The following is a 21073-nucleotide window of genomic DNA, read 5'->3' as shown; positions in this document are numbered from 1 at the left end:
GGCAACATTGACAGGGAGGTTGTGACAATGATCATCAATCACAACATTAGCGCGCTCAGGACGAACAACGTACTGAAGAGCGTGAACAAGGAATTGGACAAGACCATGGAAAAACTTTCCACGGGTCTGCGGATCAATCGCGCCGGCGACGACGCGCTCGGGTTCGCGATGTCCGAAAAGATGCGGACCCAGATCCGCGGTCTTGCTCAAGCGGAGCGTAACGTGATGGACGGAGTTTCCTTCATCCAGGTTACGGAAGGAACGCTCGAGCAAGTGAACAATATCCTCCAAAGACTCAGAGAACTTTCGATCCAAACTTCGAACGGAATCTATTCGAACGAGGATCGCAAATTGGTTCAGCTCGAAGTGGATCAGCTCATCGAGGAAGTGGACAGAATCGGTAAATCCGCCGAGTTCAACCATATCAAACCTCTTTCGGGCGATCATTCCAAACAATCCAACAAGCCGATTCAGCTCCAAGTCGGTCCGAATCAGAACGAGAAGCTCGATATCTTCATCGATTCCATGAACGCGACCGGTCTTCAGTTGGTTGCCAACGGAAAAAAACAAGCCCTCTCCTCCCCCGCAAGCGCGAACGCGATGATCGGGATTTTGGACACGGCGATTTCCAAGGTGAATCAGCAAAGAGCCGATCTCGGAGCGTATTACAATCGTCTGGAAATCACTTCTCAGGGATTGCAATCCAGCTACGTGAATATGGTCGCCGCTGAAAGCCGTGTGAGGGACGCGGACATGGCGGAACAGATCGTGGATTATACCAGAAATCAGATTCTCACAAAGAGCGGTTCCGCGATGCTCGCACAGGCGAACATGAGACCCGATCAAGTGGTGAAATTGTTAAGCGACCGATTCGGCTGATTCTTTTGGAAAAGAATTCTTCGCTTTTGGATCGACGCTGAGAACGTCGGATTTTCTTGAAACGGAGATTTTTAGGCGAACCTCGGTTGAAAAGCCGCTTCGAAAAAATTCGAAGCGGCTTTTCGTTTTGCGGCGAGCGCGTTCGATGACTTTTTTTAGTTTATCGATCGTTTCGGTTTATCATTTTTTGCCCCGCTTTTGCCGAGTCGGCGAAGCGGTAAAAATGGATTCTTCTTTTTGAATATTCCAGAAAGCGAATAAGTTGCTCGGAGTCAATTTCCCCTGTTTCCAAAGCAGATATACGGGCGGATATACGAGCAATTCCAGAATGAAACTCGTAGTAAGTCCGCCCACCATCGGAGCGGCGATCCGTTTCATCACGTCTGAGCCGGTACTGTTCGACCAGAGAATCGGCAACAATCCCATCATCGCCGCAAGTACTGTCATGATTTTCGGACGAACGCGATGAACCGCTCCGTGGAAAACCGCTTCGATCCATTCTTCCTCGTTCCGAAGACGACCTTTCTGTTCGGCGTCCGCATAGGATAAATCGAGATACAAAAGCATAAAGACTCCGGTTTCCGCGTCGAGTCCCATAAGCGCGATCATTCCCACCCAAACCGCAACCGATACGTGATAACCCAAAGCATAAAGAAGTCCGACCGCTCCCACGAGAGAAAACGGAACCGCGAGCAATACGATCCAAGTCTTTGCGTAAGACTTGGTATTCGCGTATAACAATAAGAAGATGATGAGGATCGTGATGGGCAGAACATACTTCATTCTTTCCCGAACCCGGATCATATTCTCGTATTGGCCGCTCCATTCGATGGAATACCCGCTTGGGATTTTAATCTTTTCCTGTAAAAGTTTTTTGCCTTCGTCTACGTAACCTCCGATGTCGCTCGTAGCCGGATCGACGTAGACGTAACCCGCTAAGAATCCGTTTTCGTCCCGGATCATGGAAGGCCCCGTTTTGAGTCTAACGTCCGCGATTTCCGCAAGAGGAATATGTCCGAAAGTTGCGGTCGGAACGAGAATGGAACGGATCGTATCCGCGGAATCTCGAAGTTCCCTCGGATAACGGAGATTTACCGAAAAACGTTCCCGTCCTTCTATCGTCTGTGTGATCGATTCTCCTCCGATGGCGGAGACTACGATCTGCTGAGCCGAATCCACGGAAATATTATATCTTGCTAAATTAGATCTTTTTAATTCTATATCGAGATAGTAGCCGGCTGCGGTTCTTTCCGCAAAAGCGCTCCTTGTGTCGGGGAGCGTCTTTAATAGACTTTCGATTTCCACTCCGATCCGTTCGATTTCCTCCAAGGACGAACCGAGAATCTTGATTCCCACCGGCGTTCGCATTCCCGTGCTCAGCATATCGATCCGCGCTTTGATCGGCATGGTCCAGGCGTTCGTCACGCCGGGGTATTGCATTTCTCGGTTGAGAATTTGGATCAATTCTTCCTTGGTGATTCTTTCGTTGCTGAACGGTAAAAACGGAAGTTGAAAGATTCTCGGCCAATGGGAATAGAATCGATCCGCCTTTCTCCATTCTTCTTTGGGCTTTAAAAGAATGACCGTTTCCATCATGGAGAACGGGGCCGAATCCGTTGCCGTTTCTGATCTGCCGGATTTTCCGAATACGCGTTTGATCTCGGGAATCGATTTCAATTTTTGATCCATAGAAACCATCAATTTTTCCGCTTCGGCAACACCGATTCCGGGTAACGTGGTCGGCATATATAACAGGCTTTCTTCGTCGAGCGGGGGCATAAATTCGCTGCCCAAACTCCAATACACGGGGATCGTTAATACTACGAGAACGATCGCGGAGAATATCGTTTGTTTGGGATGATGCAAGACCCAGCGACACGCAGGCCCGTAGAGTCGAAACAGAATCTTACTGACCGGATGTTTTTCTTCCGGGTAATACTTTCCTACGAAGAGGTTTGTCGCGATCTTGGAAAGAAACGCGCTTTTAAAAGTGAACGGATCCATTCTCGTGAACAACATCCGAAATGCCGGATCAAGAGTGATCGCAAGAAGCGCGGCAACTGCCATCGCGATGTTTTTGGAATAGGCCAAAGGTTTGAACAATCTTCCTTCCTGATCGACTAAAGCGAAGACAGGAAAGAATGCGACCGCAATGACGAGCAGAGAAAAGAATACGGACGGTCCGACTTCCAAAAGGGCTTCCAAACGAACTTGGTGATAATCCCCTTTTCTACCCCCCGCTTCCCACTCTTCGAGTTTTTTATACGCGTTTTCCACCTCGACGATCGCGCCGTCGACGAGAACTCCGATCGAAATCGCCATTCCGGACAAGGACATTAGGTTTGCGTTGATGTCCAAAAGAAACATCGGGATAAAGGTAAGAAGCACGCTGATCGGGATCGTCAAAATCGGTATGATCGCCGAGGGGAAATGCCACAAAAACAAAAGGATCACCGCGGAGACGATGAGCATCTCTTCGATCAATTTCCATTGGAGCGTCGATATCGCGCTCCGGATCAACTCCGATCGATCGTAAGTAGGGATGAGTTCTGCTCCGTCCGGTAAATTCTTTCGGATCGTTTCGAGTTTTGTTTTAAGACGATCGATCACGTTGAGCGCGTTTTCCCCATGTCGCATAACAATCGTTCCCGCGACCACGTCCCCTTCCCCGTTTAAATCGGCGATTCCCCTCCGTATGTCGGGACCGAATTGGACGGTCGCGACGTTTTTCAAAAGGATCGGCGTTCCGTTCAAGTCGGTTCCGAGAGAGATATTTTCCAAATCTTCCAAAGAAGAAAGATACCCCCTTCCCCGAACCATGTATTCCGCTCCCGATATTTCGAGAAGTCTTCCGCCGGTTTCCTGATTGCTCGCGCGAATTCTTTGCACCAACGTATCGAAATCGATATTATAGGATCGTAATGCGTTCGGTTGGATGGTGATCTGATACTGTTTTCTAAAACCGCCTAACGAGGCCACTTCGGAAACGCCCCCGACCGCGTTCAAAAGATATTTGAGTTTAAAATCCTGATACGTTCTCAGATCCGCAAGGGAAGAATTCCCGCTCGTATCGGTCAAAGCATATTGATAGACCCAACCCACCGAACTTGCGTCGGGACCCAACTCGGTTTTGACTCCCGCGGGAAGATTGGATTGGATTCGGGATAGATATTCGAGAACCCTCGAACGCGCCCAGTATATATCGGTCCCGTCCTGAAAGATGACGTAGACATACGAGAATCCGAAATCCGAAAAGCCGCGAACCGCTTTGATCTTAGGAGCGCCCAATAAGGATGTTATGATCGGATAAGTGACTTGATCCTCCAAAATGTCGGGGCTTCGATCCCATCGGGAATAGACGATCACCTGCGTATCCGAAAGATCGGGGATCGCGTCCAAAGAAATGTTCCGCAAAGATACGATCGATGCGGCGATCGCTCCCAGGGTCAAAAGTATAATTAAGAATTTATTATATACGGAAAATCGAATAATATTTTGAATCATAAAAACCTCAGTGTTTGTGGGAGGAGGACCCGAAACGAATCCTTGCTTCGGAATCGATCAGAAAAGCTGATTCCACGACCACCCTCTGTCCTTCTTCTAAGCCTTCCTTGATTTCCACCCAAGACCCGGCGCTGATTCCGGTCTTTACGGGCACTCCCATGAACCGATCCGGACCGGTTTGAACATAGACCATCTTATGAATTCCCGTATCCAAAATCGCGGAAGAAGGAACGCTCAGGATTTTTTTGAGAGGAAGAACGATTTCCAGATCTCCGAACATCTGCGGTTTCAGAATTTGTTCGCGGTCGTTCACTTCGCTTCGTAAACGAAGGGTTCGATTGTTCTTGTCGAGAATCGTATCGATGCTTGCGATTTTTCCCGTAAAGGTTTTGTTCGGAAAAACCTTCGTCTGGAAGGAAATTTTTAAACCGACATGGATCGCGGACAAATCGGATTCGTAGATCTGAGAATAAATATGCGCCCTTCCCGACTTTCCGCCTAAAATCAATTCGGAAGGATCTCGTTTGCCCGAGGTCCAAAGCCGGATTTGCTCGGGAGATAAACCGAGTTGCCTCAAACGAATCTGCGGGTTTTGTCCGCCAAAGGAGGAATCGGGTAATAACTCACGGGATCGAAGCAGTTCCTTATATTCGGTCAAAGCCGTATATAAATCGGGATCATACGCAACGGTTGAATATGCTTGAATCGATTTGGTTAAATCCCTTCTTTGCACCGATTCCGTTTTGATTCCGATCGATTGTTGTTTTTCCAAGGAAAGTTTTAGTTCTTGCGGATTCGGACTTGGATTCGTCTCCGGCGATTTATTTTGAACCGCAGAATCCTCGTGAGAAGCGTGGTCTTCGTTCGTTGCGTTTTGATTTTGAGCAGAAGAAGAATCCATGGATGTGCCGTTCGCTGAGGAATCATCTTTGGCTCCCATCGAATTATTATTCGTCGTTAAATCGCCGTTCAGAGTCGAGCTACCGGAATGGTTTTCGTGATCCTCGTGCCCTTTTTGAACCAAATCCATATTACAAATCGGGCATGTTCCGGGGCGATCCGACGTGTAAGTCGGATGCATCGGACAATAATACGTTTCCTTTTTGGAAGAACAGGCCGCTAAAACGACGGAAAGAGCGATCCAAACGATCGCTTTTGTATAAAATGATTTCATAATGTTTCTCCCGAGTGATTCGAATGCGGACCGATTTCTTTTTCAGGTTGGAGTCTGCTCAACAAACGGAGAATGTTGAGAATCGATTCGTTTTTTCTTTCTAATAGATCTTCCTGGCGGATCTTCGCGTTGACCACTTCCACTTGCGCGGTCAAAACTTCCTGCAATTTCGTTTTTCCGGGGATGTAAAGATGCGTATTGGCGCGCACCGTTTTCTCCAATTCGGGAATGAGCTGTTTTTGAAGGAGATCGATTTGTTTTTGGAAACCGTAGATGAGTTCCAAATTTCTCTTGAGCTCGGAAGCGATCTGTTTTCTCGCCTTTACGGCGGATTCTTTTCCGGCATCGGCCTGCTTTTCATACTGACCTGTGATGCTATCCCATTTGAACGCGGACCAAAAAGGAACCTTCATCGTAACCCCGAAACTGAATAGATCTCCTCGATATTCGGTCGTATCCATAAGTTTGTAATCGAGCGGTCCTCGGTCCAATGCGAACGTCTGCGATCTGCGATTCATGTAAGAAAAGAAGACTTCGGTTTGAGGAAGAAGAGAAAGTTTTCCGAGTTTGGCGGTTTCCTTAAATCGTTTTTCTTCCGTGACAAACGCCTTGTAATCCGGGCTTTCTCCGCTCAACGAATCGATGGAAGTATGGAGCGATAGTATTCTAGATTCGTTTTCTCTAAAGTAGGAATCCGCGTCCAAGGAGGTGAGGTCGTTTTTGGAAAGTTTATCCTCGATCAGAAAGTATTCCAGTTGAGAGTTTAAGTCTTTTATATTTGTGGAATATTCCGTTTCTTTTTCCAACGCCTCCGTTCTGGCGATCGTAGGTTTGAACGCTTCCGCCAGAGAAACGCTGCCGGAGGAATAATATCCTTGAACCACGTTTTTTTGAGCCGAAAGCAATTCGAGGACTCTTCGGTTCAACTCCAGCTTATTTCTGGATCGTTGGTATCGATTGAGTTTCGAGAGAAGATCGCTCAAAAGACGGTTGATTCCGGAAAGATACGTATAACCCGCTTCCTTCTCCATAAATTTGGAAATTTTTTGTTCGCTTCCGAGTTTGCCCGGAAACGGAAGTTCCTGCGAAATGGAAAACTCCACCCCGGTCATCGTGGGCGTGTCCAAAGGGCGGTCGTTTAACGCGTATCCGTTGCGGGTCGGATAGTTTCGATAGGCGATCCCGATTTTCGGATCGGGTAAAATCCCGGAAGCTTCGGTATGGGATTTGTGAGAATGCGTAAGATGTCCGAGCGATTTCGCTTCGGGATGTTCCTCTGCGATCAAAGTCAGGATTTCTTCAAGCGTCTTACGATCCGACTTGGAATCTGCAAACGAAACGGAAACTAAAAAACAAAGATGAAATATTATAAAAATAGAATATATGCGTAAAGAACCCATGGCTCCTCCTTAAAATCGAAAGAAAAATGACAGGTTCTGTTTAGATGAGAAAAACTTGAAGAAGAGAAAGAGGATTTTGAAATTCGGAGTGCGGTCCGCCCAAACTGCGATCAAGCGTTTCAAACGCGGTCGTCTTGGGAGCTGCTAATACGAAATCGAGAGGAAGAATAAAAAGAACCGAAAGAATCGGAAACTTCCAGAAATTCTGAAGTTCGAATCGAAATTCGGGTTGTACGCCCGAACTGGTAACTTCAGAGGAACAACAGTCGGAAGCTGAATCATGATCCGAATCGCCATTCTCCCCATGACAAGGAACAGCGGAGGAATCTGACATGGAAGAAGCGGAACTCATCGGACAAGTTCCGGTAACACCCATAAAAGACATACAGGCTAAATTCAGCGCGATAGCGCCGATCAAAACCAGTCCACTCCCCTTTTTCCAACGAAACATCTTGTCCATTGGACGAAAGTAAAAGCGGAATTGGAAGAAAAAAAAAGCCCGAAGATTCTTTCGAAGAATACTCGGGCTTCAGAGTCGTACGGCGATTTATAACGGGAATTATAAATCCATTTTAGATATCGTCGTTTCCGGCTTTTGCTTAACTCTTCCGGCTGAAATTTAAGGTCTTTCAGCCGGAAGAAACGGCGCTTTCAGTTTACTTCAGTAACTGGAGAACCGTTTGCGGTTTCATATTGGCCTGGGCCAGCATCGCGGTCGCAGCCTGAGTCAGGATCTGGTAACGCGTGAAGCTAGTCATTTGCTCGGCCATATCGGTATCGCGGATTCTGGATTCGGCTGCTTGGATGTTCTCATAAGCGTTCATGAGACCTTTCGCTGCGTGTTCCAGACGGTTGTAATACGCACCCAAGTCCGCTCTCTGTTTAGAGATGGAACGGAGCGCATCATCGGCCAATCCGATTACCGAGTTCGCCTTGCCGGCAGTAGAAAGAGAGATAAACGTTAAAACGGTCGGGTTTCTAAGGCCCAATGCCGCCGTATTCATCGTTTCAATGTAAACTCTTTCTCTTTGGTGCATGTTTGCACCCATGTGAAACCACATACTCGCAGTTGGATTCAATCTTGCGAAAGCTCCGGTAAGGAGTTTCATTTTGTTGAATTCAGCTTGAGAAGCGATTCGGTCGATCTCATCGACCAACTGGGAAACTTCCACTTGGATCTGTTGTCTGTCTTCCTCGGTATAGATACCGTTGGCAGCTTGAACAGCAAGAACCCGGATTCTCTGAACGATTTCATGAGTTTCCTGCAGATATCCTTCAGTAGTCTGTATCAGAGACATACCATCTTCAGTGTTCATTTCCGCTCTTCTGAGACCCAGAATCTGAGTTCTCATTTTTTCGGACACTGCAAGACCGGAAGCATCATCGCCCGCGCGGTTGATTCTCATTCCGGAGGACAATTTCTCGATGTCCTTTCCCATGTTTTCGCTATTGAACTTCAATGTTCTGTGCGCGAAAATGGCACTGACGTTATGGTTGATAATCATTCGGTTCCTCCTTGAATCCGATTCCCTTAAAAAGGGGGTAATGATTTTTCAAAGGTCTTCCTTGACCTTTTCAAAGAATCCATCGACGCGTCCGTAAAATCCGATAATGCACTTTTTTTGGCGATTCTATGATAAAAAACCGCTTCCTATCGGATTTCGCTATGTCGCGTGAAAGGATCGTAAGCGCGCGGGAATTTTTTTTGATTCTTTGCTGAAACGAGTTTCTTAGAATGGTACTCGGACGGAGTTTTCATGTTAGAAAAGATCTATTTAGCCAATCCTAGAGGATTTTGCGCCGGTGTGAAGTACGCGATTACGTATGTGGAACAGGTTCAGGCGAATTCCGCGGAACAGATTTACGTCCGTAAAGAGATCGTACACAACCGCCGCGTTGTGGAAGACATGAAAAAACGAGGAATCCGTTTTATCAACGATCTCGACGAAGCCCCGGACGGAGCGACGGTCGTTTTTTCGGCGCACGGTGTGGCTCCTTCCGTCGTCGATGCCGCAAAAAAAAGAGGAATGAAGATCGGAGACGCGACCTGTCCTCTGGTTACACGCGTTCACAGAAAAGCGCGCAAGATCAAAGATACGCACCAAATCATCTACATCGGACACGAGGGACACGACGAAGCGATCGGAACTATGGGAGAAGCGGAGATGTTTCTCGTAGAATCCGCCGAAGATGTAATCGCTCTCAAGGAAAAAATCGATCCCGGAAAACCGCTCACCTATTTGATGCAGACCACCCTTTCCGTTGCGGACACGAAGAACGTCGTGGATCAAATCGCGAAGACGTTTCCTTTTGTCGAACATCCCGCGAAAGACGATATTTGTTATGCGACCACCGAAAGACAGGAAGCCGTTTCTTTGATGATGGACGCGATCGACGCGATGCTCGTGATCGGCGCGGATAACAGTTCCAATTCTCTTCGTCTTTTGCAGCTCGCTCAAAAATCGAAACCGCATTCCTTCAAAGTGACGGGGGCGGACGATCTTTCCAAAGAGTATATTCAAAATAATGAAATTAGAATTTTAGGATTAACCGCCGGCGCTTCCACTCCTCAGGTTCTCGTGGACGAAATCATTTCTAAACTCAAGGTGTTTTATCCGAACGCGGAAGTTGAATTGTTTCCCGGTTCGAGAGAAGATTCTATGAATTTTAAACTTCCCGGAAATCTTCTCAGCTGATCCGAAAATCGCGTCAAAATGCGACATAGAAATCCGCGTAAACTTTGCTCCACTCCTTAAGGAATGGAGAATTTAGGAAATTTCTTTTTCCTGAATTTCATCGATTTTCTTTCAAAATCGCAAGAAATCTCATCTCGCCTTTATTCCACTTTTTGCATTTAAGAATTTTGTATTATTTGAATATGGAATTCGCCTCTTCGACGAATAAAATCATTGATCTTTTTGTAAAATTGAGGATGTTGTCGGGCCGTGGAACGCGATCTGACAAACTTCAGGCATTCACAAGAACTTTATGAAATTCTGGTAAACCAGATTTCGGATTCCATATTGGTCACGGATGCCGATCTGGAAGTTCCCGGCCCGAAGATCATATTCGCAAACCCGGCTTTCTGCAAGATGACCGGCTATCAACCGGAGGAATTGATCGGGCAATCTCCTCGAATTCTGCAAGGCCCTCTCACCAATCGCAAAATGATGATCGATTTAAAACGATCCCTTTCCCAAGGAAGGGATTTTTCCGGAGAAACGGTCAACTATAAAAAAGACGGAAGTCCATACAACGTGGAATGGCGCATCTCCGCGATTCGCGATTCGTCGGGAAAAATTTTATACTTCATATCGATTCAAAGGGACATTACTGAAAAAGTAAGAAAGGGGGAATCAGCCACAAGACGTCTCCGTTTGGAAATGGGAATCACTTCCGCCACGCAGATTCTTTTGTCCACTTCCGTGGATTTGAAAATTCTAAAATACGCGATGGAGCAGTTTTTAGTTTTTGTCGATTCGGAGAGATTGTATCTGTTTAAAAATTCGGAGAATGCGGATTCCGCGGAACTGTATCTCGAGGTAGTCGATCCGTCTCTCGATGCGTCCGAATTTCCGATGATCAAAATCGTATCCTATAACAACGAATACATACGTTGGAAAAAGGTATTTTCCTCGGGCGGATATCTACAAGGGAACGTTGCCGAGTTTTCGCAGAATGAAAAACGGTTTTTCGACAAAAGGGAAACGCGTTCCGTAACTTTGATTCCACTGTTCGTTTCCAACGAATGGTTCGGTTTTGCCGGTTTTGAAAATTTTAAAACAACCAAGACGTTAAAGGAGGAGATATTCACGATTAGAACCTTTGTGGATCTCATCAGCGTCTTTTTGGAACGAAAAAACGTATTAGAGGAATTGAAAGTTCATCGGGAATCCTTGGAGGTTCTCGTGGAACAAAGGACCGAAGAGTTGAATCGGCAAAAAGAAATGGCCGAAAAGGCTAATAAAGCGAAATCGGAGTTTCTCGCGAATATGAGCCACGAACTGAGAACGCCGCTGAATTCCATCATTGGCTTTTCCAGGTTGATGCATCTTCCGGATGAAATGGAACGGGAGAATAAATACAAGGAACTGATCTTTCATTCCGGAGTTCATCTTCTCAATATCATCAACGATATTCTGGACGTTTCTCGAATCGAAGCGGGAAAATTTTTGTTAAACGAATCAGATTTCGATCTCAAAGAACTTACCTCCACGTCCGTCGAGATGATCCTCGGCCAGGCGATCACCAAAAAAATCGGAATGAGATTCCAATGGTTACCCGAGGACGCGGATTTTGAAATCAAGGCGGATCCGAAACGGATTCGACAGGTGGTGTTGAATCTTCTTGGAAATGCGATCAAGTTTACCGATGCGGGCGGAGAAGTCTCAGTTCGTTTAATCAAAACGGAGGAAGGATACGAGCTTTCCGTACAGGATTCGGGAATCGGAATTCCAACGGACGAGGTTTCTAGAATTTTTGAAACGTTTTATCAGGTTAAAACCGAGGATCTCACTGCGGAAGGAAGCGGACTTGGTCTGCCGATCGTAAAACGGATCGTGGAAGCACACCGTGGTTCGATCGAAGTGGAGAGCGAACTCGGAAGCGGAAGTAAGTTTACCGTACGCCTGCCCATTTCGTTCGGAACTCACGATTCAATTACGACCGCGATCGAACAAAACGGAGAATATTCGAAAAACGTTACGTCCTCTCCCGAAGCGGTATATCCGGAAGAACTCAAGAATTTAAGCGTCATTCTCTCGATTCAGGATAGAATTTATGCTCGGGCAATCGAAAGATATTTCATACACAACGATCAAGAATTTATTTCGCTCAGAACTGCGAAAGATTTTTCCAAAATTCCACAAAAAAGCCTCGATTCTCATAGAATCTTGATATATGATACACGTCTTCTATTGGAGGAAACGGAAGTAGTCCGATCGTTGAGAGATCTCTTACTCGGAGAATCCAAATTCAAACATCTCGTTCTTCTTGAAACCGCGGATATCCCTCTTCCGTTTCAGGAAGATCTACTTCCTTTTTTTCCGGACTATACGATCCAGAACCCGTTTTCCCTAGACAAGTTGAAATCGATTTTGATTGAAATTCAGAAGGAGATATATCTTGGAGATCGAACTGAAAAAGAAGAATATTCTTCATAGGATTCCGAACGATCCGATTTTGATCGTAGAGGACAAAAAAGAAAATAGCATTCTCTTGGAAAGTCTCTGCGACGAACTCGGAGTTAAACACGATGTCGCGACCAATGGAGCCGACGCGTTACAGATGATTCAAGATCGAAAATATTCGCTTTTTATTTTGGACTTGATGATGCCCGTGATGGACGGAGGTTCTTTTCTCGTAAAACTTAAGGAAATAAATCCCAACGCGGTCGTCTTGGTGCAAACCGCGAACGACAGCAACGAAAAGATCATAGAGATCATGAAGTTGGGAGTGTTCGATTATATTATCAAGCCTATCTATCCTGAGATCTTTCTTAAAGTTCTTCAAAAAGCTTTGAACTACTGTTACTTAAAGAACATGGAAGAGAACCTCGCCGAGATTGAAGGACAAAAACTTCGAAGCCAGCTCGAATGGTTAACTTATAAAGAAACAATTCGAAAATCGGACGGAGAATCGTTTGAAAAAAACTCAATTTATAGTCTTAAAACATCACTTTCTCAAGGAAGCGGAATTGGAGCGATGACCAGCCTATTGGATATGATTGATTCGGTAAAGATTCCCGAAGGGGGATATTACAAGGTTGATAAAGAGATTTTGGATTTACTTTTTGCTAACAATCAGATTACGAAAAATATGCTTTCCGGATTGGAAAAACTTTTAAACTTGATCGACGATAATTTCGTATCGCAGACGATTTCGTCGAAAGACATCATCGATAAGATCGCTGAAATTCCTGAACCGCTCAACGCCTTCCTTCTTTCGAAAAGAAATTCTGTCAACCTACCGGTATTTAAAAGAGAATATAAGGTAAACGTAAACCTTCCTCTGCTCTACTTGGCGATGGAGGAATTATTTCTCAACGCTTATAAATATTCCTCGGTGAACTCCCCTATCGAAATCTTTACGAACATCAACCAAAGTTATTTTTGTATTACTTTCAAGAATCGCGTGGATGCAAAACCCTACGGAGGAATTCCGGAAAAATTCGAACAGCTCGTCATTCAGCCGTTTTTCCGAATCTATCCGCCGGTAGAAAGCGTGAGTCACCTCGAAAAATTCGGACTCGGTCTCGGACTGACGGCCGTGGATCATATAGTCCGCAAACATCACGGCCTATTTTTTATTCACAATGCGAACGATCATACTTCGGAAGAAGTAAGTTTATGCGTTCTTGCGGAAATCTTTTTGCCGTTGGTTTAATTAAGGAGAAACAAATGAAACGTATTCTTATCGTGGACGACTCGGCGGTTTTTAGGAAGATACTCAATCTTCATCTGAGCGGTTCCGATTTCGATATCCTGGAAGCGGTGGACGGACAGGACGGTTTGAGTAAATTACAAAACGATAAAGTCGATTTGATCGTCAGCGATATGAACATGCCGAACATGGACGGAATCACTTTCGTAAAAGAAATCAAGAAAGATCCTAAGAATAAATTTACGCCCATAATAATGCTGACCACGGAATCGCAGGAAGACGTCAAAAGCCAAGGACTTGCCGCGGGTGCGCGTGCCTGGCTTACGAAACCGTTTTCACCCGAAGAATTGGTTCAAACCATCCACAAGCTTCTTCCCTAAAAGTATATGCCGTTTTCATTATTTACAAACCGGACCGAAGAGGAATTCGAGGGTTCGACCTCGGTAGGATTAAGGTTGAATCTGGAAGGAGAACTTACGATCTACGAAGCTTCCGAACTAAAGGGCAAACTCGACGCCGTTCGAAAGGATTCTTATTCTTTTTTGGAAATCGATTTGAGTAAGGTAACGAAGATGGATACGGCATGTCTACAGATCCTTTTGGTTTTGAAAAAAGAAGCCAAAACGAACGAAACTAACGTGCGTTTGGTGAATCATAGCCATAGCGTTTTGCGTCTGATCGATCTCTACGGTCTTACCGGTTTTTTGAGGGATAAGATCCGACTTTCAAAAGATGAACTGAAGGAGTTTTCGTTCCGTTACGGAACGAGTAAAGACTGAGTATGGATCTTTCCGAAGTAAGGGATACGTTCATATCGGAATCGGAGGAACTGCTTTCTTCGATGGAATCGAGTCTTCTGATATTGGAAAAGGATTCGAAAAGCAGCGAAGAGATTCATTCCGTATTCCGGGTGATTCACACGATTAAAGGAACTTCCGGAATGTTCGGATACGAACCGATCGAAAAGTTCACCCACGAGGTGGAAACGATTTTGGATCGGATTCGTTCGGGGAAACAAAATCTCACCAAGGAAGGAATCGAATTCTTATTTTTGGCGTGCGATCACATCAGAGGTCTTGTCGAGTCCGTGGGAGAAACTTTGGTTTTGGATTCGAAGATGTCCCGAAGACAGGCCGAGCTTATGTCGGTGGCTAAAAAGATTCTTTCGGATAACGTCGAAGGCGGTACCCAATCCGCTCCATCGGTCACTTCGACTCCTTCCGAACCTGGCGTGGAAAAACAAACGATCGGATCGAGTTCCAAATATTGGCAAATCACGCTTGTGCCGAATCTTCATCTATTCGAATCCGGGATGGATCCCTTTACTTTCATTAAATATCTATCCCAATCCGGTAAGATCAAACACGTATTCGTTTATCCGGAGTCGATTCCCGACTGGGAGGATTTTAATCCGGAACATTCCTATCTAGGTTTCGAAATCTCTTACGAGACCTCTTCGCAAGGAGAAGAGATCGAATCGACACTTCAATTTTTAAGAGAAGGCGGTTATATAAAAATCCTATCCCCGGGATGTGGACTGGATCGATTCGAGGAAAATTGCAATGATTTTCCTTTCGGAAAGAACGTGTATTTGAACGCGCTTGAAATCCAGAAGGTTTTAAGCGCGGAAGAGATCGAAACCTTGATTCATTCCGCTGGAACTACGCCAAGCCCGTCTTCTCCCGATTACAAATCCGTATTGAACGAAACAACATCTTCTACTCTCGAGAATGGAAAGGAGTCGGAAGCCTTAAAGATGCAGATGAAAACGCTGCGGGTCGATTCCGCAAAGATAGACACCTTGATAAGTCTTGTCGGCGAATTGATCACTCAAGAAGCCAATCTGAGTAGAAAGGTCGTCGATACGGGAGATACACAGCTAATCGAAGGTTCCGAATCCTTGTATCGACTCGTAAGCGAAATCCGCGAGTTCGCATTGAGTCTACGCATGGTTCCGATCGCGGATCTATTCGAGAAATACAAACGCGTCGTGCGCGATCTTTCGAAAGAATTAAATAAGCGAGTCGAACTGGAGATTTTCGGCGGCGAAACCGAACTGGATCGATCCGTTATAGAGAAGATCGCGGACCCGATCGTTCATATCCTTAGAAATGCACTCGATCACGGACTTGAAACTTCCGAGGAGCGGATTCGAAAAGGAAAGCCCGAAATCGGCAAACTTAGAATTCAGGCCAGCCACGGAACCGGAAGCATCTTGATCGAGATCAGCGATGATGGAAAAGGACTTGATAGCGAACGAATTTTGGAAAAGGCAATTTCCAAAGGATTGATCGCAAAGGATCAAATCCTATCCGAGTCGGAAATATATTCTTTAATCTTTCAGCCCGGTTTTTCAACGGCGGAGCAAGTAACCAACCTTTCCGGAAGAGGTGTAGGGATGGACGTGGTTCTAAGAAACATCGAATCATTGCGCGGAACCGTTCAGATTCAAAGCGTAAAAGACGGAGGGAGTTCTTTTTTAATCCGACTGCCTCTGACTCTCGCGATCATAGACGGATTTCTGATCAAGGCTTCGGGAACCTATTTCATCGTTCCGATGCAGCTTGTTCGCGAAACTGTCGAATCCAAAGTCGTTTTGAACGGCTCATCCTCGGGAACGATGAATCTTAGGGGGGAACTTCTCCCGGTTTTGAATCTTTCCGGATTCCTTTCTTTGGAAAATGAAGAATCAGAAAAAGAGAATATATTGGTTTTAGAATATGAAGATAAGTCTTTCGGTATCGTAGTCAACGGACTTCACGGAGAAGTCCAATCGGTGATCCGGCCTATGGCAGAAATATTTAAGAATATCAAAGTTTTTAGCGGCACTTCCATTTTGGGAAGCGGAGAAATCGCGTTTATATTGGACGTTCCCGGTCTGTACAACGCGATTCGGGATCAGGAACAGAATAAAAACCGGGAATTCGCGACGAAATCGCTTTGATTGATTCGGATTCATTTTAAGTATTTTGAATATGGAGAAATTTTATGTTTCGAAAAAATTTGGGAATATGGATCGGATTGGCTATCACAATCAACGGATTCGTTTTTTTATCAGTACAGAATTTTAGAAATTCGATTCCCGAAAACGGTTTTCAGTCCGAGTCCGCAAAAAACCTGGAATCGGTAAAACGTTCCGCAGAGGTTTTGCTGAAGGCGGACGAATCGCTCGGTAAATTCTCCCTAGATATCTCCCTAGGAAAGGAAAAGGAACACCTTCTTTCCGATTTGGATGAAATCCGAAAGAATTTGGACGCATTGCATTCTCTTCTCTCCGATTCGTCTTCCAAAGGAGACGTTTCGCTACGACGTCTGGAAAAAAAGATCGATTCGCTTTCCAATGCGACGGAACAAGTAAAGAGTAAAATCTCCGTTTCGAAGGATTTGAGAAAGGATCTTCCTTCGTTTTTGAACGCAGATTTTTCGGCGGATCTTTCCTCGTTTCGCGAAGTGAAATCCGAGATTTTGAGTCACTTTCTGAAATACGGCGAAACTGCGTCTGCGATTCCCGCTGCAACGGATCATTCTTTCTGGATTACGATTGTTGAATATACCGTAATTTCAATTCTTCTGGTCGCTCTTCTTTGGTGGTTCAACCGCAGTAGCCAAAGTACCATCCTTAATTTGGAGCGCGAATTTTTAAGGATGCGGACCGCCCTTGATAACGTAACTACGAATATCATGATGGCGGATAAAAGTTTGAACATCGTCTATATGAACAAGTCGATCCGTACCATGTTTCAGACGGCGGAAGCGGATATCAAAAAGCAATTCGGTAACTTCAATCCTTCCAAGTTGATAGGAATGAACATCGACGGTTTTCACAAGAATCCGGCGCACCAAAGGGGGATTCTCGAAAAATTTACGGATACGTTCCGTTCATCGATCAATATCGGAGGAAGAACTTTTGATCTGATTGCAAATCCTATCATTGATGAAAAAGGAAACCGCTTAGGATCCGTGGTCGAATGGAGCGATGTTACCGAACAAAATAAAATCGCCGAACAAAGGAGCATCGAAAACGAAGAACTGGTTCGGGTCAAAGTCGCATTGGACAACACTTCCACAAACGTAATGATCGCCGATAACGAATTCAATATCCGTTATATGAACAAGGCGGTCATACAGATGTTTCAGGTCGGGGAAGCGGATATCAAAAAACAATTCGCGCACTTCGATCTCAAAGCATTGATCGGCTCGAGCATCGATCAATTTCATAAAAATCCGACCCATCAAAGAGGTTTGTTGAACAGTTTCACTGCGGTTCATAAGGCTACCATCAAGATCGGCGTAAGAACTTTCGATTTGATCGCGAATCCGATTTTAGACGCGAACGGTAAACGACTCGGCTCTGTAGTGGAATGGGCGGATGTTACGAACCAAATTGCCGTTCAGGAGGAAGTGGAAGAAATCGTAAATGCCGCCGCGAAGGGGGATTTTACCACCCGAATTTCACTGGAAACGAAGAGCGGATTCTTTTTGAATTTGAGTCAATCGCTCAATCAGCTTTTGGAAGTAAGCAATCGCGGATTGAACGAGGTTGTGGACGCGTTGGAACGAATTTCCGCCGGCAATCTTACCGAAAAAATCACGAACGAATATCATGGAACTTTCGGAAAGCTGAAGGAATACTCCAATACTACCATGGACAAACTGAACGAAATTATCGGTGACATCATCGTTCGTTCTTCAAGTCTCGTGACGTCCGCGAGCGAAGTTTCTTCCACCGCCAATTCATTGAGTCAGGGCGCTTCGGAACAAGCCGCGAGTGTCGAAGAAACGACTTCTTCCCTGGAGGAGATGACTGCGTCCATCGATCAAAATGCGCAGAATTCCCGTCAAACGGAACAAATCTCTTCCAAGTCCTCGAAAGACGCCGAAGAAGGCGGCGCATCGGTCATCGAAACGGTAAAAGCGATGAAGCAGATCGCGGAAAAGATCAGTATCATCGAGGATATAGCCTATCAAACCAACTTACTCGCGTTAAACGCAGCGATCGAAGCCGCTAGAGCCGGAGATCACGGAAAGGGATTTGCGGTTGTAGCCTCCGAAGTCCGTAAACTGGCGGAAAGAAGTCAAAAATCCGCGAACGAAATCAGCAGCTTAGCGGGAAGTAGCGTTGCGATTGCGGAACGTGCCGGAGAACTTATATCCCAAATCGTTCCATCGATTCGAAAAACGGCGGATCTCGTTCAAGAGATTACCGCAGCGAGTGACGAACAAGCCTCGGGCGTTTCCGAAATCAATAAGGCGATGGGACAATTGGATCAAGTATCGCAGCAGAATGCATCCGCTTCGGAAGAATTGGCCGCTATTTCCGAGGAGATGAACGCACAAGCCGAGCAGCTGAGAGAGTCCGTCTTGTTCTTTAAGATATTGGAAACGGACGGAAAACGAATGACCAACGGAGGCGGAATCTTAAAGAGTCCATCGGTGAGTTTAAAACGGGAAACTGCGAAACCGAAATCGGACTCGATGCGAGTATCGCCTCTCGCGGATAAGTTCGAAAAATATTGAAGAGGAAAACGAATGAACTCAATGGAAGAAAACCAGTTTCTGACGTTTTGTCTCGGCGATGAACATTATGGAATCGGAATATTGCACATCAAGGAAATCATCGAATATTCCGGTTTGACTACGGTTCCGCTAATGCCAGAATTTATTCCCGGAGTTATAAATTTACGGGGTAACGTGGTTCCTGTCGTCGATTTAAAGCATAAATTCTTTAAGAGCAAGATCGAGCCGGATCGGAAAACATGCGTGATTATAGTCGAACTTCATTCGGGACGGGACGGAGATAGAAAGGAGAAAACGGATTTAGGAATCCTTGTCGAATCCGTAAACGAAGTCGTTTCGATTTCGGGGAGCGATATTGAGCCCGCCCCTACCTTCGGTTCCAAGATCAAAGTGGATTTTATATTGGGGATGGCCCGTCAAGAGAACGGATTTATCATCATCCTCAACACGGATAAAATTCTGAATCTGGAAGAATTGACTTCTCTGGAAGAAAACCAATCGGCGGAGGCGTTGGCGGAGAAAGCATGACGGAACCGGATATAGTTCGGGATTTGTTTTTACAGCCCGGAGGTTTTTTTTGGGGGAGAAGAAATATTCGGATTCGAACCCTGCTTGGATCTTGCGTTTCGATTTGTTTTTGGAATCCTTCGCTTTTATACGGAGGAATGGCGCACGTTATGCTTCCTGCCCGTCCGGTCTCCGATACGAGTTCAACCTTGAACGCAAAATACGCGGACGATGCAATTCGGTTGTTTTTCGAAAAGATAGAACAAACTGGAGGCAGAAACGGTCAGTATCAGATCAAACTTTTCGGAGGCGCTTCGATGTTTTCCAGCGACGAGGAGAAACTTCTGGAGATCAAATCTGTTCGAGATATAGGAATGAAGAACATACACTCCATTAAGGATTTATTAAATGCAAATCATCTCCCGATAACCTCCGAAGATCTGGGCGGATTTTCCCATCGGAGAATTTATTTTACTCTTTGGGACGGGGAAATCTATGTGGAAAGGCCGGAGTCGCCGTGATTCAGGTTTTTATCATAGACGATTCAGCGGTCGTTCGTCAGGTTCTCGCTCAAATCTTGAGTAAAGATCCCGAAATCGAGATTATCGGGTCGGCCTCCGATCCGATTTTTGCGGCTGATAAACTCTCCGCAGTTTGGCCGGACGTTTTTATACTCGACGTTGAAATGCCTCGCATGGACGGGATTTCCTTTTTGAAAAAGATCATGTCCGAAAAGCCGACGCCCGTGATTATCTGTTCTTCCTTGGCGGAAAAGGAATCCGAAACCGCCGTTCTGGCAATGAAACTCGGAGCCATCGACATCATCGAAAAACCGAAGGTCGGATTAAAACATTTTCTGGAAGAATCCGAAATTCTTTTCATCGATTCCGTCAAAGCCGCACACGCTTCCGGTTCGCGAATCAAACTTCATGTTTCTCAAAACGTGGATTCCAAATTTTTTGAAACTCACAAACAAACCAAGGCGGATTTTTCAAAGATCAGTACGACGGATAAGTTGATTGCGATCGGAACGTCAACGGGAGGAACGCAGGCGCTTGAATACATTCTTACTCGTTTGGACGTTCATTGTCCAGGAATCGTGATCGTTCAACACATGCCTGAAAAATTCACGGAAGCTTTTGCGAATCGCCTGAATCAAATCAGCAAGATTCAAGTCAAGGAAGCGAAGGACGGGGATCGAATTCAGCTCGGTTCCGCATACATCGCACCCGGAAACAAACACATGGAGGTTTATCTAAGCGGCGCGCAGTTTCATATCCGCATTTTGGACGGACCTCTCGTCAATCGTCATCGGCCATCGGTGGATATCTTATTCAACTCCGTGGCAAAGGTCGCGGGTAAGAATGCGAAAGGAATCATCATGACCGGAATGGGAAACGACGGAGCGAACGGACTTTTAAAGATAAAACAAACCGGCGCCGCTACGATTGCGCAGGATGAAGCAAGCTGCGTCGTTTTCGGAATGCCGAAGGAAGCGATCTTGAAAGGAGCTGTGGATACGATTCTTCCCTTGTCCAAGATCGTAAAAGAGGTTCAGAATTTTTAAAACCTTGAACGGACGCATCGCGAACGGATACAAAAAGAGCATATAATGTTTTCTTAATTCAACCGAATGCAGAAAACGCGCATAACGGCTCTATACGAATAACCGCGAACTTTCCTGAACCAGGAAACACGAACGCGCGTCCCC

The 21073-nt window shown here is 45.6% G+C and carries 14 protein-coding genes and 3 pseudogenes; 12 read left to right on the top strand and 5 right to left on the bottom strand.

From position 1 onward, the window contains the following. Positions 1-27: 27 nt before the first annotated feature. Positions 28-879: a flagellin N-terminal helical domain-containing protein gene (locus LFX17_RS09195; RefSeq protein WP_000586161.1), complete on the top strand. Its 852-nt coding sequence runs from the start codon at positions 28-30 to the stop codon at positions 877-879. Between the two features lie 180 nt (positions 880-1059). Here the strand turns inward: LFX17_RS09195 and LFX17_RS09190 are convergent, their stop codons facing one another. From LFX17_RS09190 to LFX17_RS09170, 5 genes are all read right to left on the bottom strand, one after another. Next, entirely contained in the window at positions 1060-4383 is a 3324-nt protein-coding gene (locus tag LFX17_RS09190; protein WP_238746248.1) for an efflux RND transporter permease subunit, read from the bottom strand. Between the two features lie 7 nt (positions 4384-4390). Further along, the gene (locus tag LFX17_RS09185; RefSeq protein WP_238746246.1) at positions 4391-5557 is read right to left on the bottom strand and encodes an efflux RND transporter periplasmic adaptor subunit; all 1167 of its coding nucleotides are present in this window, start codon (positions 5555-5557) and stop codon (positions 4391-4393) included. Next, the gene (locus LFX17_RS09180; RefSeq protein WP_238746244.1) at positions 5554-6957 is read right to left on the bottom strand and encodes a TolC family protein; all 1404 of its coding nucleotides are present in this window, start codon (positions 6955-6957) and stop codon (positions 5554-5556) included. The genes LFX17_RS09185 and LFX17_RS09180 overlap by 4 nt, the downstream gene beginning before the upstream one ends. 40 nt (positions 6958-6997) lie before the next feature. Next, complete coding sequence (locus LFX17_RS09175; protein WP_238746242.1) at positions 6998-7375, bottom strand: hypothetical protein; 378 nt, start codon at positions 7373-7375, stop codon at positions 6998-7000. Positions 7376-7613: 238 nt separating this feature from the next. Next, complete coding sequence (locus LFX17_RS09170; RefSeq protein WP_118956865.1) at positions 7614-8462, bottom strand: flagellin N-terminal helical domain-containing protein; 849 nt, start codon at positions 8460-8462, stop codon at positions 7614-7616. A gap of 252 nt (positions 8463-8714) precedes the next feature. Between LFX17_RS09170 and ispH the strand changes: the two genes are divergently transcribed. The 11 genes and pseudogenes from ispH to LFX17_RS09120 all read left to right on the top strand — a co-directional run bounded on the left by ispH (position 8715) and on the right by LFX17_RS09120 (position 20929). Beyond that, on the top strand, positions 8715-9653 hold the full coding sequence (gene ispH / locus LFX17_RS09165) for a 4-hydroxy-3-methylbut-2-enyl diphosphate reductase (protein ID WP_238746240.1): 939 nt from the start codon (positions 8715-8717) through the stop codon (positions 9651-9653). 249 nt (positions 9654-9902) lie between these two features. Beyond that, positions 9903-11592, top strand: a pseudogene (locus LFX17_RS09160) (PAS domain-containing sensor histidine kinase); the annotation flags it as partial. Positions 11593-11672: 80 nt separating this feature from the next. Further along, positions 11673-12119: pseudogene (locus LFX17_RS20985) on the top strand (PAS domain-containing sensor histidine kinase); the annotation flags it as partial. Next, on the top strand, positions 12082-13341 hold the full coding sequence (locus LFX17_RS09155) for a hybrid sensor histidine kinase/response regulator (protein ID WP_238746235.1): 1260 nt from the start codon (positions 12082-12084) through the stop codon (positions 13339-13341). The pseudogene LFX17_RS20985 and the gene LFX17_RS09155, both read left to right, overlap by 38 nt. A 14-nt stretch (positions 13342-13355) precedes the next feature. Further along, positions 13356-13718, top strand: coding sequence for a response regulator (locus tag LFX17_RS09150; RefSeq protein WP_238729979.1), 363 nt, complete (start codon positions 13356-13358; stop codon positions 13716-13718). A gap of 6 nt (positions 13719-13724) precedes the next feature. Beyond that, positions 13725-14117, top strand: coding sequence for an STAS domain-containing protein (locus tag LFX17_RS09145; protein WP_238729978.1), 393 nt, complete (start codon positions 13725-13727; stop codon positions 14115-14117). Between the two features lie 2 nt (positions 14118-14119). Next, entirely contained in the window at positions 14120-16282 is a 2163-nt protein-coding gene (locus LFX17_RS09140; protein WP_238746233.1) for a chemotaxis protein CheA, read from the top strand. 704 nt (positions 16283-16986) lie between these two features. Continuing rightward, positions 16987-18855: pseudogene (locus tag LFX17_RS09135) on the top strand (methyl-accepting chemotaxis protein); the annotation flags it as partial. A 12-nt stretch (positions 18856-18867) separates the two neighbouring features. Then, on the top strand, positions 18868-19383 hold the full coding sequence (locus tag LFX17_RS09130) for a chemotaxis protein CheW (protein ID WP_135780773.1): 516 nt from the start codon (positions 18868-18870) through the stop codon (positions 19381-19383). Next, complete coding sequence (locus tag LFX17_RS09125; RefSeq protein WP_238729975.1) at positions 19380-19883, top strand: chemotaxis protein CheD; 504 nt, start codon at positions 19380-19382, stop codon at positions 19881-19883. The genes LFX17_RS09130 and LFX17_RS09125 overlap by 4 nt, the downstream gene beginning before the upstream one ends. Continuing rightward, positions 19880-20929: a protein-glutamate methylesterase/protein-glutamine glutaminase gene (locus tag LFX17_RS09120; protein ID WP_238746227.1), complete on the top strand. Its 1050-nt coding sequence runs from the start codon at positions 19880-19882 to the stop codon at positions 20927-20929. The genes LFX17_RS09125 and LFX17_RS09120 overlap by 4 nt, the downstream gene beginning before the upstream one ends. The last annotated feature ends 144 nt before the right edge of the window (positions 20930-21073 follow it).

The organism is Leptospira sanjuanensis, from assembly GCF_022267375.1.
Lineage (GTDB): Bacteria > Spirochaetota > Leptospiria > Leptospirales > Leptospiraceae > Leptospira > Leptospira sanjuanensis.
The sequence above is the reverse complement of the archived record's forward strand: the minus strand, read 5'-3'. Positions and strand labels throughout refer to the sequence as shown.